The following is a 12,853-nucleotide window of genomic DNA, read 5'->3' on the forward strand; positions in this document are numbered from 1 at the left end:
GGGGCATGCCTTGTCCCATCAGTACTTCAACCTGCCGTAACTTCACGACGATCTCTTCCGGCTTGGGTCTCTTAATGGCCATACTTGGTCCTCCGCTTTCCTAACTATAGGGGCGGACCACTTCAAAGGGGGAAGCTCAAGGGCATCACCCCAGCAAAGGCGGTGATCAACTATGGTCACGCTCAAGGGTGGTGCTCCCCCATTAAGGTTGAAGGGCTGCCAACCAAACGAGCAAAACGAAAAGCGGTGGAACGTGAGTACCTAGACAAGCTTAAACCGCATCTGCCGGAGCGCACTTACGCGCTCATGCTGTTCCTCTACCAAACAGGCAGGCGGGTAAGTGATGCTATCGATATGCGACCAAGCTGGCTTGATATGGTCTCTATGAGGGTCTTTATCCCTGACACCAAAAACGGAGAACCGGCGACTGTTGTCATCACCTCAGAGGTCGCGGAGCTGATCGCCAAACTAGAAACACGTCACGGGCGGGTTTTTGGCTATGTGCATCGATCCAGTCTCTACAACACCTTGCGCCGAGCCTGCAAAAAGGCAGGGGTTGAATACCTCGGAACCCATCAGCCAGGCCGCCACAGTTTTGCAACAAGCCTCAGTGAGGCAGGATGGGGCACCAAGGCGATTGCAGAGGCTGGGGGCTGGAAATCAACTCGCTTGGTGGCTGAAACCTACGAGCACCCGGTGGATGCACAAGAAAAGGCAGCAATGCATTTTGGCAAAAAATTGGCAAAATCCAGAACACGCCAAGGTAAGATTGGAAGAAAAGCAGGTAGTTAGACTTAAACGACTACCTTCTTGGTAAGGGAGAGGTCGAGAGTTCGATTCTCTCCAGCAGCACCAGGTTAACCCGTTGAAATTGCTAATAATCTGTAATCTATCAGAAAAGCTCCACCTCTCTGGTACATGAAGGTGGTACATCATGGGTCTAAGAATGCCGCAACCAATGCTCATCGGAAACAGGTATTACCTGCGAGTCGCCCCACCGGCTGACCTCGCCAAGGCCGTTAAAGGCCAGCTCATCTCCATCCCAATAGACGGCGCGTTCAAATCGGTAAGAATCGGCACACACGTGAAGATCTCCCTCGGCACAAGCGACTTGGCAGAAGCCCTGAAAAGATACCTGCCAGCCTACCAAGCGGTTCTTGCTCACTGGGAGATCGTGCGAAATGGTCCGCAAAAGCTGACCCACAAAACCTTGTTCGCACTTGCTGGTCAGATTCGCGCCGACTGGATCAACGTTTTCGACGAGAACCCCGCAACTCCTGAAATCTGGGAGCGAGTGATTGCCGCAAATGAAAGCGCACTTGGCGGAGGGCGAGACAAGCTTGTAATTCCGGTAAAGGGAAACCCCCAGACTTCTCAGCAAGAGGAACGCTTGAGGCCACGAGTCTCGGAAACTGGGTAACTATCACCGAATTTGGAAAGGCAATTCCTCAATATTTTCTGGCTTTACATAGTACCGGTTTGTCCCAAATTTCCCGGCACGAAGTCTCCCTTCTCGGATTGCCTGACGAAGAGTATTGACAGGAATTGTTTTGTGGAGTGCTGCGGCAGCTTCTTCGAGAGTCATCAATATCGCCAACATTCAACCTCCCAGCCCAACAGTTCCTGTCCAATTTCCAGTAAGTCGCCGACAGGGTATTCAGCGGTCCTTTGAACTTTGGTGCTAGACGACCTTTGCATGGCTTCCATTTCGTCCAATGGCGATTTCCCCAAAAGCCGAAGCTTTTGACCTTCTGATGTATCCCTGTTGCCAAAGCTTCACGCACTTTAAGCCACTGCGCGCGGTGGTGAAACTCTTGCAAATCGTATTCACATTCGAGCCAACAGGAGCAAGGGCGGGCGAAATAACGCAGCTACGCAAAGAAGACCTGACGGTCGTGAGTGGCACCCCGAAGCTCACCATTACGCCAGAGGCGGGCAGCGTAAAGGCCGGTATGTATCGAGAAGTTCCGGTGCACCCTCACCTGCAAGAGGTTGGCCTTATTGACTTCATCGGAAGCGCCAAGAGCGGCTATCTCTTTCACACCGGTCCGCCCTGGCTGAGGCTTTGAAAGGCTCCGGCAACGCCAGAGATAAGATTGCGATCTGGGTTCGGGACAGTTTCGGTGTCAAGGATGAGCGCATCCAACCGAACCATGCGTTGCGACACAGGCTCAAAACTTTGGGGCGCAATGCTGATATCGCGCCGGAGTATCTCGGGGCCATTCAGGGCCACGCCTGGCGCACCGCCGGGGAGAGCTACGGGGAGTATTCCCTCGAAACGCTATACCGGGAAAACTGCAAGCTGCCGCGTGTGATCATTCCTTAGCCGACCAACAAACCTGCAAGTCACCTCCGCCTGTGGGAAGGTATCTTATGTAATATTTTCATAGGCTTGACCGGCTTTCGCAGGGCTGAAACTCTTGGCTCATTCAAGGATAACCGTTCGGAGCAAGAAGGCATGATCGACGACGAGAAGCGTGAGTTGGGCGTGGCGGCTGACCCAGTTACTTGAGAGTACATTCGCTGGACGATAATCGGAGATGATCGGGTTGGGTGTCACGTTGGTGTCGACGACCTTAGGTCGCTGATGGCGGGGAAAAAAGCCAGATGCGCGACTGGTTCTTTCGCGAAAGTTGCAGTAATTGGATGAATATGCGTAAGACCTTGTATCTCCATATCGGGCACTTCAAAACCGGCACCACGGCCATTCAGGAGTTCCTGTCCCATAATCCAGAGTTTCTGAAGCGTCAGAAGCTTTGCTATGCGCGTTCGGCGCGACAATATGCCAAACATTCTGATCTTGCCTACAGCCTGTACCTCGCGGCAGGTGTTGAGACATTGCTGCATGGCTACAACAAGCCGCAAACGCCTCAGCAGCTGTGGCAGAATTTGTTTGAAGAGTTGCGGTCGAGCCGCGCCTCTCGGATGATTGTCAGTACAGAAGAGCTCATCCGGTTGGCGGGTTTTCCCAAGGCATTGGACGCGTTTAAGGAAATCGTGGCAACCGCCCCGGATATCGACTTCAAAGTGATCGCCTATCTGCGGGCACCAGAAAGCCATTTGCGCTCTTGGTACAACCAGCTGGTGAAAATGAAGATCGCCACCCCATCCTATAATTCGGCAGTGACCGGGTTTATGGAAAAGGTTCATTATGACTACGGGTTTGCCCTAGGCCCCTGGATTGAGATGTTTGGCGCCAAATCGGTGATCCTGCGCAGCTACTGCGATGAGGTTCGTCAAGGCAACGCTCTGTTTCATGATTTCTTGTCGATCTTTGACGTCAACCTGCCTGCAAGGGGCGTTGATTTTCTGGGAAGAGAGGCCAATCCTCGGCTCGCGGACAAGAGCATCGAGGTGATGCGCGTTATGCAGAATGCTAAAGCGCCTATTCCCGTGATCAAGCCAACCGTAGAGCGGTACAACGACTTTCTGGACAAGGAACTGGTAGAGGGCATTGGCCCCAAACCGGATGAGCTTGCCCCGATACGTCAGCAAGTTCTGGATGGGTTGGATCAGTTGGGTCAGAAAATGCCGGAGTTTGCCGAAACCCTTTCCGGTTTTCGTGAGCGCCTGCCCCAGGGGGATGAACAGACCGTGCGCGATGGCTGGCTCTTGGCTGGTTTCTTGTTGAGTGAAATCCATTCTTTGCGAAAAGTTTTGAATCTGAAAAACGCAGAGTTTGCCTCACGGATTGAAGCGCTGGAACGGGCCTGTACCTCAAAAGAAACCACCCAGTCATGAGGGTGCTGTATTACAACTGGGTCGATTACCTGGACGATGAGAACCGAGGCGGTGGGGTCTCACAGTATCAGCGCAACATCCTGAACGAGCTGGACCAACAAGAGCAAGTCGAGGCTGTTTTTCTCTCTGCCGGAATCTCTTATGATCTGAAAATTGCGCCACCGCGCTGGGAGAAAATCCGCCACGGACCCAGCCGGGACCGCAACCGCCGCTACGAGATCGTTAACTCAGCGGTTTTGTCACCGGCACATTTTTCCTTTGGCAGTGCCGCGCAGATCGATGATGCTGCAACCCAGGACTGCTTTTTCGACTTTATCGCCAAAACCGGTCCCTATGATGTGGTGCATTTCAACAATCTCGAAGGCCTGCCCGCCCGAGTTCTGGCGCTGAAATTGCGCTGGCCAAACATCCGGGTTGTCTTGTCGTTGCACAATTATTACCCGTTTTGCCCGCAGGTGAATCTCTGGTTCCAAGAGCGCGAGACCTGCATAGATTTCAAAGGCGGAACAAGATGCGCCGCCTGCCTGCCACATGCGCACAATCAAAAACAATTGCGCTTGGCTCAGGCGTTGGCCTACCGGTTGAAAGCCGCCGGCGTCCATCCCAAGAGCCTGATGTTCAAGCTGCTTTTTCAAACCTCAGTCAGGGTTGGTCGGCGTCTCACTATGGGGCTGAAGTCGCTGCGCAATCTCTGGGGCGGGGCCAAATCCCAACACCCTGAGGCTGTGGAGGGCAGATCCTCCCGTCAGAACCCTTTTCAGACCCGTCGGGCTGAGATGGTCTCATTGATCAACGAACACTGCGACGAGGTGCTTGCGGTTTCCGATTTTACTGCCGGGATTGCCCGTGGCTTTGGGTTGCGATCTGATCTGTTGCAGACCTCCTATATCGGCACTGCGCATGCGGCCTTCTATGAAACAACATCACCGCGCGACCTGCCGAGCCAGGAAGACCAGGTGATCACCCTCGGCTATCTTGGCTATATGCGCCGCGATAAGGGGTTCTTCTTTCTGCTTAAGGCGCTCAAGGCATTACCAAGCCCACTGGCCAAACGCATTCGGTTGGTCGTCGCAGCGGGGCGGGGGGATGCCGCCACCATGGCAGAGCTCACTGCACTTGGGAAACAACTGGCTGGGATGGACTATTACGATGGCTACACCCACGATAACCTGCCGCAGATCCTGTCGCAGATCGATCTTGGGATTATTCCGGTCTTGTGGAACGATAACCTGCCGCAGGTGGCCATCGAAATGCATGCCAATCACATTCCGCTGCTGACCAGCGACCTGGGCGGCGCACAGGAACTGTCAAACTGTGCCGACATGGTGTTTCGCGCCGGAGATATCGCCAGTTTTCAGGCCCGGTTGCAGGCCGTTCTGGCCGGGGAAATCGACATGGAGTCCTATTGGGCCGGTGCTCGTGCGCCCAGTTCGATGGCGGAGCACCTTGCAGTTTTGTCCCACGTCTATGCCGCACCAGCCGAGACAGTTCCCAGAGCGGCGCAGAGCTAGAAATAGGTGAGCCTGACCGGCGTCGTGATCCTGGGCCTCCCACTTGTCTGCGCCGCTGAGACGCGGTGACTTTGCCCGTCGGCCGCGTGACAGTGGGCCTATCGAGTGAAGGGATGATGCGTCATGCAGCAAAGCCAGATGTCACCTGCCTTTCGAACCAGCGGATTGACCAAGGTCTATGGATCTGGCCATTCGGCGGTTCATGCCCTGCGCGGGGTGGATCTTGAAAATCCTTCTGGGGAAACTGTTGTGCTGCTCGGGCCTTCTGGCTCCGGTAAACCAACCTTGCTCAAGATCATCGGCGGCCTGGACCGCGGCTCCGCAGGCGCGGTGTTTTTTCGCGACAGATCCTTGAGCGTGATGACAGATGCTGAGCTGACCCAATACCGGCGCAACCATTTGGGGTTTGTCTTCCAGTTCTACAATCTCATGCCCAGCCTGACCGCCCGCGAAAACGTTGAGCTGATAACAGAAATTGCCACGGATCCGATGGGCCCCGACGCGGCCCTTGCGCTTGTTCGGCTGCGTGAACGGGTGGATCATTTTCCGGCCTAACTGCCAGGCGGTGAACAGCAGCGGTTTGCCATTGCGCGGGCCATTGCCAAACGTCCCGAAGTGTTGTTTTGCGATGAACCCACCGGGGCGCTCGACAGTCAGACCGGACGGGCGGTGCTGGAGATGCTTCGGGATGTGAATGCCGAACTGGGCTCAACTGTGCTGATGGTGACCCATAGTGCCAATACCGCTGCTATGGCGGATCGGGTGATCTACTGTGCCGATGGCGGTATTCGTGAGGTGGTGCAAAACAGCAAAAAGCTGAGCCCGTCAGAGATCCACTGGTGAGCCCGCTGGATTGCCCGCGGGCGGGCGATGACCAGCTTTTATGGCAATTCCCGTTCCTGGTGTTTGGCCTCGATCCGGCGGCCTTGGTGACCGGAGTGACTGTGAGTGTGATCGCGGCCTCTGCCGGGGGCTTTTGGGACTGCGCCGGGTGTTTGCCTTGACACCGGCAGAGGAGATGCGCCCGCCAACACCACCGGACTACAGCCGCTCCAAAGGACTGGGGCGGGTCCTGGCAGGGCAGCTTGATCAGCCTAGCCGCATGGTTTTACGACAACCGATGCGTATGGTGGGAGCCATGGTTGGCCTTGCCTTTGGCATGGCGCTGTCGGTGGCGATGATCACCATCTACGCGGGTTTTGACCGCGCTATTGATCTCACCTTTTCGGTTGTGGACTGTAGTAACGTGACTGTCACCCTCACCCAGCCGGTCAGCGACAAGACCCTGTTTGAGCTGGGCCGCATTGCGGGCGTCAGCCGGGTGGAAGGGGCGCGCCATGTGCCGGTGATCCTGCGCCACCGCTTGCATCACCATCGCCGGGCCCTGGCCGAAAACCTGGTACCGATCGAGATGCCAAAGACCGGCGTCATCCTGTCCAGCGTTCTGGCTGAGATGTTGCAGATCAAACCGGGAGAGATCCTGACCGTCGAGGTGCGCGAAGGTCGCCAGCCGGTCTTGCAAATTCCGGTCGCCGGGGTGGCACAGGCCTTGCTGGGCTCTCCCGCCTTCATGGATTTGCAGGCGCTGAACCGGACCCTGCGCGAACCGGGGCGGGTTTCGGGCGCCTATCTTATGATTGATGCACAGCAAGCGGGCGCGATCTTTGACACCCGGCAGCGTTGGATCGGGCCGAGCGAGAGTTCCGAATTTCACAAGCGCGGGTGCAAATGGCAGAGGCGGCCATCGGCACGCGTGAAGCGGATCTGATCAATGCCCAGGCGCAGCTCATCGGGTTTGATGATCTGGGCATTGGTGCCACCCTGCCCAACGGCAAGGCAAATGACATTCCGCTCTATGCCCCGGGCAGTGGGCGAATCCTGCAAGTGATGCAGCAAAGCGCCACAATTCTGCCCGCCGGTGCACCGATCATGGAGATTGGCGATGTCGACGGCGATCTCGAGATCGTGGTGGAGCTGATCGCTTCTGATGCGGTGCAGGTGAAACCTGGGGGCCCGGTGCGTATCGAGGATTGGGGCGGGGAAAACCCACTGCAGGGAGTGGTCTCGCGGATTGACCCTGTTGTCATCATCGCGCTATCGTCTCCGGCTCCCGAGCGGGAGGGGTTGGGCCATGACTATCGTGTCGAGGTCCGGATAATAGTCTGGAGCGCCAGTGATGTTCTGCGGGTGCCCTCTAGTGCCTTGTTCCGTAGCGTTGATACCTGCTCTGTTTTTGCCGCAACCCAAGGTCGCGCTAGCCTTTGTCCAGCCGAGATTTGACAAAATCCGCCTGGTGCCATGGCACCGAGAGGCTGGGGTCATAGATCACATCACGCCCCTCGGACATCAGCGCTAGGTATTTTTGGTATTCCTCGGCGTTGTTGTAATGCTGCTGGCGGGCCACTTCGTTCTGCGCCTTGCGGTGAAAGTCGGCGTTGTATTTGAAATGGCCAAAAATCAATTCGCGGTTTGAAAGCCTGACATCGCCGAGAAAATGGTAGCCTGCCGAGATCCGCATCCAGGGCTGATATTTCAGCAGCGCGATCTTCTGCGCTACAAACAGGTCCATCCGGGACCCGGCAATCAGCCGGTGCCGCACAGCGCTGGTCCAGGTTGCCATATTGGAGAAAGGCCCCCGTCCGGTCCAATCCGCCAAAAAGGGTTCACGGTCCACATAGCCCGCTTCGGCAAAGGGATCTGTCTCGAATGTGGCTTCGCTCAACGAACCTTTGGGGTACATGTCGAGCATGAAGATGCGGGCGGCATCGACGTCTTGAAATTCTGGGGTTTTGAGCAATTCAGGCAGGGTTTGGCTCTGTTCTTGTTGCCAGATCAACAGCTCATCGGTGTCCGCAACCAGGGTCCATTTACCAACCCGAAAGGCGGCCATCATCGCCTGCTGCCAACCGGCGCCATAATGCGACAGGTTGTAATCCGTATCCACCGAGAACAACGCCACATCGGGCTGCTCCATCAAGTATTCCAGGGTGCCGTCGTCCGAGCAATTGTCAGCGATCAGGAAGCTTTCGACCCCCAAACGACGATAGTGGGCCAAAAACTGCGGCAGCATGAACATTTCGTTGCGCATACAAGCGACAACTGCAACCTCGGCGGAACGAGCGGCGTCCAGACGGTCTTCGCTGCTGATCAACTCTAGGGCATTGCTTTGATAGACCAGCGCCGCATCAAGATAGCTTGGCCAGATCTTTTTGGGCGTCAGGGTTGGAGCTTTTAGTTTTTCACAGGTCAGTCCCTGGCTTTCGTGTTCATCCAGATGCACCAAGGATACTGGCGCGGCGCGGCTGGCATCAAAGCTGTTGACCCAGCGCGAAACCGGTTTTGCCTTGCTCCAGGTGCGACGCCGGATGGAGGTGCGATAGTCTTCGTTTGCTGGCCGAATGCCCTGTTGGGCCAAAAGATCCCCCAGCATTTTGTCTTCCATAAAGGACATCTGGATCAGGTGTTGACCCTCGGGGCTGTCTTCGGCGGCAATCACCGCAGCCATGGCCGTCCGGCTCAGAGCGTAGCCGGTGCCGCCATCTGCATAGGTTGAGGGCTCAGGAGATTTATCCAGCTCAAACCGGCCGCGTTCGGAGGTGGATTTTTCATTGTGCCAGGCCCGATCCATATCGCCTGGGCGGCGGCTGAGGATGCGGCCGTAGAAATCAAATTTGCGGTAGCTTTGACCGTGGAAAAACACATCGGGATTCAGGAAACAGTCGTCGTCAATCTTGAGCAGATGAGAAAACCGGGTGTTTTCATACACCCAGCGAATGGTTGCCAGTGTCTTTTGCGGCAGCCCTTCGTAGTTGTCAGGGGCATCGACATGAACGGTATCGCCCTCCAGCCTGCCGTCACCATTGCCAACGATGATGACATAGGGAATGTCCAATGCCTTAAGCAAATTCAGCCAGCCAGAACGCATCGCGGGGATGCGGGTGTCCAGATTTGGCAAACAGGAAAACACCGTAATAAGGGTGTCAAACAGAGGGGAGCCCTCTAGCGCCGGGATCGCTTCTTTTTGTTGTTGGCGCTGGGGTAGCTGCTTTGCAAGGCTGGGCAGGATGGTACAGACTTCGGCAAAAAGCGCGCTTGTTCCTGGAGTGTCACGCAGGGCCAAAAGCGCCAGGCTTGGGGCAGTGGCATAGCGCAGCGCGGCGAGGTCTTCGTCGTTCTCGCCCCGCACCAATGATTTCATCTGCTTAGTGAGTGCCGCAATGGCCTCTGTTTGGCCGGTTTTTGCGTGCAGCCCCCGTAATAGCGCCAGTGTCAGACCAAGGCCCAGATACTGGCTGCGGCGACTGGACAGAAGGCGCAGATCCATTCCCAGGTCTGCAATTTGTTGGGCCGTCACAGGGTGCGTTTCGGCCTGCTGCAGTAAGAGCTGCACCCGTTTGCTGACATCAGCTTGGAGTTGATAGTAGGGTGCACGGGGCAGGTCTTTATAAAAGTCTGGTAGGGCGGTGGCCGCCACTTGTACCAGTTCCTCATTCACCGGAGAGGCCCCTGGAAAAGCCATATGGCGCAAGGTGGCTTCCTGCAGGGGGACGTCGGCCCGCGTCAGGCTGGTTTGGGTCAGCGGCGTCTTGGGCTCTGCCTGGTGAACGCCCGCAGGACCGAGCAGCTCTCGACGCAGGCGCGGTAGATCGGCGCAGGCATAGGGTTCAAACAGGGCAAGCGCTTCGGCTGTTTCAGAGCTGTTCTGCGCCGCTGGGGCTGCGGCGTCCACGGCTTGCTCGATCTGGGCAAAGGCCAAACGTAGAGATTTGATTTCGGGCCGTGTGTCCAAAGAGATGCGGGCATCGACCTGGTGCCAGAACTGTCGTGACAGCCCATATACCCGCACAACAAATTCGAGGATCAGCCGGTGGGTGTAGTCGGCATACCGGCTCTGGTTCTCAAGCAGATCCACAGCGACTTCCGTCAGTTCCTGGCAATGGGCCCGGCCCCAATAGTCGCTGGCCTGTCTGTCGAGAAGCTCAAAATAGGCGTAAAGAATGTTTTCACGCGTCTTCTCGCCAAGGTTCTGGGCGCAGATGGTACGTCGCATCAGCCAGGCCAGAGCGGGGGTGACGATCCACCCGGAGGTTGGCTCTATCAATGAATGCAGACAGGAGCAGATCTGGTTATGGCGCCCCTCGAGCAGCAGGAAGGGCAGCAGAGCCGAGCTTTTGTAGAGGTTCCCAGGCTCTGGCGAGAGGCTGCCGCTAAACCCTTCGGCGCAATACAGTCGGTGAAAACCGTCAAAGTCGCGACCTGGGTAGCAGAAAAACTCAATCAGGTTCATAAACAAATAGCGGCGCTGGTTCTTCGGGATCTCTGTCAGCAGCTCCTGCAGCAGTAACAAAGGGTCTGCCGAGGGAGTCTGGCGCATGGTTTCGCCAAACTCGGCATGGGCCTGAACAACCGGATCCCGCGGCGGCAGGACAGGAGCCTCTTCCACGGCCTTCTTGTGGGAGGAGGACTCTTCCGGGTTTTCGATATAGTCGCTCAGATTATAGAACTGCTGGGCACTGGCGAGCTTGGCGCGGCTATTGGCAGACAAAAAACCGAGCAGTTGACCAAAATGAACATGCTCAAAAATCTGCATTGCCGCCAGAGAATCTCCATGGAGGTCCGTTTCACCAAGTATCAAATCAATCTGCTCGGCCAGATCCTTGCGGGTTAGATGCAACGGAGGGCAGGCCGCGGTGCCGTCTGCATGCACCAGTCCCAGATCCAAGCCTGTTTCCGCGTCATGACCTTTCCAGATCCGCCCCGGCAGCAAAACAATCATATCGGTTTCCGTCTTGTCGCGCTTTTGCGGCACCACTGGATAGAGGATGGCCTTGGGGGGCAGAGGAGTTCCCGGCAGATCCAGGGTCAGGGACGGGGGCTCGCCAAGAGAGTGCAGTCTGGCGCGCAGTTCCAAGCGGTTGCTCAGACAGAGCTGCCCCTTGTCGAGCTTGGCTTGGTTTTTGCGGGTGAGCGTTCCAAGAACCAGCTTTTGGCTGGCGCTATCCCCAAAATCAATATCCTCCAGCGCAATACCGCCTTGGAAACTAACATACGAGATTTGGTCAAGATCAGGAAAAGGGCGCCCAAGCACATTTCGGCCAAATCGGAAAATCCGGTCCCCGTTGAGGTCAACCGTGACATGAGGTGGGTCAAAGGTGATGGTGAGATCAACGCCAGATTTTGGCAAGGAGATCCTCTTGCCTTTTTCTGAGGCCCAAACCTCGCCTGCGCGTTTGTTGCAGACACAAAGCCCTTCATCCTGCCGCAGGGACACATGAAAGAGAATGCGGTTCTGGCCACGATCAAAAAACGAAATATTGGCATAGGGAAACTGAGAGAATTCCGCTGTGTAGCGAAACACTGTCTGGCCCTGAACTAAGAACGAATGCATTTCGATTTCCATATGCCTGGTAACGGGTTGGTCAATTTACGGCCAGAGTTGGCTGAAGGTGCTTAAGAGCGGAGGCGAAGCAGAGCTTCAAGGCTTAACAATGTCTCTAACCGCTGTCCCACTCCGGGGTCCAGAGGGGTTCGGTTTTTGCTTAACCCTCGGCGCAAGGCACCCCAAGCGGCTGCGCCGGCTAACAGCGCCAGTTTTAAGCGTCGCATTGGGGCATGCACCTGGTTGATCTGTTGGCGCAGGGCGCGGGCCACAAGACGTTTTTGCCACCCCAGCGGCAGTTTGGCTGCCAGCTTTGCGGGGAGCTTTGCGGTCAACTGGTCTAGAGACTGGAACATGTTTCTGGAGGCCCTGCCTGGGTGGTATTGGGCCAATGCCTCTGATGAAGTATTCACCTCACCACCGGGAATAGGAAAGTAACGTGATCTGTTGCTGGCTAAAGACGCATGTAGGGCCATCTGCCAGCCAGGCAAAGACCCGGTCCCAAACTGCAGTCCGGCCTCTTCGACAAAGGAGCGGCGATACAGTTTTGGTGAAATCTGGCCATCCAGAGCCAAGGCCGTTTCGGGCGGGAATGCATTGGCGCTACCGGCGCCATTCTGCAAACTCACAGGTCCATCCTGATAAAAAGAAGAATGATACTCTTCGCCGTTAAGCCCCAGGTGGAAGGCGGCGGCCGCAAAATCGGCTTCGGACTGGATGAGTGCATCGACCCAGTCGTGCAGGGCCATTTCCCCCAAAGTATCGCCCGGAACGAGACAGTTGACAAAGCAGCCCTGCGCTGCGGTCAGTCCGGCGTTGCAGGCTGCACCGATCCCGTCCCCGCTGTATCGGACAATCCGTGCCGCGGGATGTGTGGCGGCGATCCGTTCTGCTGCCGTTGCTGTTGCAACATCTGGACAGAGGATCAAGATTTCCCGCCCCGGTGCAGCCTGGCGGTCCAGAGCCTGCAGGCTGACCTGTAGTAGATCAGCCGTGCTCCTCTCGGTGAAAGGAATGATCACACTTAGGGGTTGAACACCCGTTATCTCCAGCCCCCAGGCCTGTGAGATATGAGAGTCCCAGCCGGGCTGATAGGTGATCTGGTTCCGTTTCAGGTAGGCCACGCAAGCCTGTGCATATCGGGCCCGACGGTCGGGGGTATGGAGGGCGCAGCTTCGTTCAAACATCAGGCGGCTGGCAATATTCTCAAATGCGGTATCAG

Annotated in this window: 10 protein-coding genes and 1 pseudogene; 9 read left to right on the forward strand and 2 right to left on the reverse strand. The window is 56.4% G+C overall.

The features are described from left to right. Positions 1–162: 162 nt before the first annotated feature. The 9 genes and pseudogenes from ABJP42_RS17965 to ABJP42_RS18005 all read left to right on the forward strand — a co-directional run bounded on the left by ABJP42_RS17965 (position 163) and on the right by ABJP42_RS18005 (position 7,532). On the forward strand, positions 163–792 hold the full coding sequence (locus ABJP42_RS17965) for a tyrosine-type recombinase/integrase (protein ID WP_348342832.1): 630 nt from the start codon (positions 163–165) through the stop codon (positions 790–792). A 154-nt stretch (positions 793–946) separates the two neighbouring features. Next, the gene (locus ABJP42_RS17970) at positions 947–1,420 is read left to right on the forward strand and encodes a DUF6538 domain-containing protein (protein WP_348342834.1); all 474 of its coding nucleotides are present in this window, start codon (positions 947–949) and stop codon (positions 1,418–1,420) included. A gap of 295 nt (positions 1,421–1,715) precedes the next feature. Further along, entirely contained in the window at positions 1,716–2,069 is a 354-nt protein-coding gene (locus ABJP42_RS17975; RefSeq protein WP_348342836.1) for a site-specific integrase, read from the forward strand. Positions 2,070–2,179: 110 nt separating this feature from the next. Next, entirely contained in the window at positions 2,180–2,326 is a 147-nt protein-coding gene (locus ABJP42_RS17980) for a hypothetical protein (RefSeq protein WP_348342838.1), read from the forward strand. A gap of 326 nt (positions 2,327–2,652) precedes the next feature. Beyond that, complete coding sequence (locus ABJP42_RS17985) at positions 2,653–3,741, forward strand: hypothetical protein (RefSeq protein ID WP_348342840.1); 1,089 nt, start codon at positions 2,653–2,655, stop codon at positions 3,739–3,741. Continuing rightward, positions 3,738–5,252, forward strand: coding sequence for a glycosyltransferase (locus ABJP42_RS17990; RefSeq protein ID WP_348342842.1), 1,515 nt, complete (start codon positions 3,738–3,740; stop codon positions 5,250–5,252). Before ABJP42_RS17985 ends, ABJP42_RS17990 begins: the two co-directional genes overlap by 4 nt. Positions 5,253–5,390: 138 nt before the next feature. Continuing rightward, positions 5,391–6,095: pseudogene (locus ABJP42_RS17995) on the forward strand (ABC transporter ATP-binding protein). Positions 6,096–6,135: 40 nt separating this feature from the next. Then, entirely contained in the window at positions 6,136–7,020 is an 885-nt protein-coding gene (locus tag ABJP42_RS18000; protein ID WP_348342844.1) for a hypothetical protein, read from the forward strand. Next, a complete protein-coding gene (locus ABJP42_RS18005) occupies positions 6,981–7,532 on the forward strand; it encodes an efflux RND transporter periplasmic adaptor subunit (protein ID WP_348342846.1) in 552 nt (183 codons plus the stop codon). Before ABJP42_RS18000 ends, ABJP42_RS18005 begins: the two co-directional genes overlap by 40 nt. On the opposite strand, the gene ABJP42_RS18010 is transcribed toward ABJP42_RS18005, so the two are convergent. Together ABJP42_RS18010 and ABJP42_RS18015 are read right to left on the reverse strand one after the other, a co-directional pair. Then, positions 7,507–11,640 carry a glycosyltransferase family 2 protein gene (locus ABJP42_RS18010; RefSeq protein WP_348342848.1) on the reverse strand — a complete coding sequence of 1,378 codons (4,134 nt, stop codon included), beginning with the start codon at positions 11,638–11,640 and terminating at the stop codon, positions 7,507–7,509. The two genes, ABJP42_RS18005 and ABJP42_RS18010, sit on opposite strands and share 26 nt — an antisense overlap. A 62-nt stretch (positions 11,641–11,702) precedes the next feature. Then, positions 11,703–12,853, reverse strand: a 1,151-nt coding sequence (locus ABJP42_RS18015) for a glycosyltransferase family 2 protein (RefSeq protein ID WP_348342850.1), incomplete at its 5' end; no start/stop codon positions are given.

The sequence above is a fragment of the Pseudophaeobacter sp. genome, assembly GCF_039971195.1.
Classification (GTDB): Bacteria; Pseudomonadota; Alphaproteobacteria; order Rhodobacterales; family Rhodobacteraceae; genus Pseudophaeobacter.

Excerpts from the sequence above, each read along its gene's own strand:
- ABJP42_RS17970 (WP_348342834.1), top strand. The coding sequence starts at position 947 with ATGCCGCAACCAATGCTCATCGGAAACAGGTATTACCTGCGAGTCGCC.
- ABJP42_RS17975 (WP_348342836.1), top strand. The coding sequence starts at position 1,716 with ATGGCGATTTCCCCAAAAGCCGAAGCTTTTGACCTTCTGATGTATCCC.
- ABJP42_RS17985 (WP_348342840.1), top strand. The coding sequence starts at position 2,653 with ATGCGTAAGACCTTGTATCTCCATATCGGGCACTTCAAAACCGGCACC.
- ABJP42_RS17990 (WP_348342842.1), top strand. The coding sequence starts at position 3,738 with ATGAGGGTGCTGTATTACAACTGGGTCGATTACCTGGACGATGAGAAC.
- ABJP42_RS18000 (WP_348342844.1), top strand. The coding sequence starts at position 6,136 with ATGGCAATTCCCGTTCCTGGTGTTTGGCCTCGATCCGGCGGCCTTGGT.
- ABJP42_RS18005 (WP_348342846.1), top strand. The coding sequence starts at position 6,981 with ATGGCAGAGGCGGCCATCGGCACGCGTGAAGCGGATCTGATCAATGCC.
- ABJP42_RS18010 (WP_348342848.1), bottom strand. The coding sequence starts at position 11,640 with ATGCATTCGTTCTTAGTTCAGGGCCAGACAGTGTTTCGCTACACAGCG.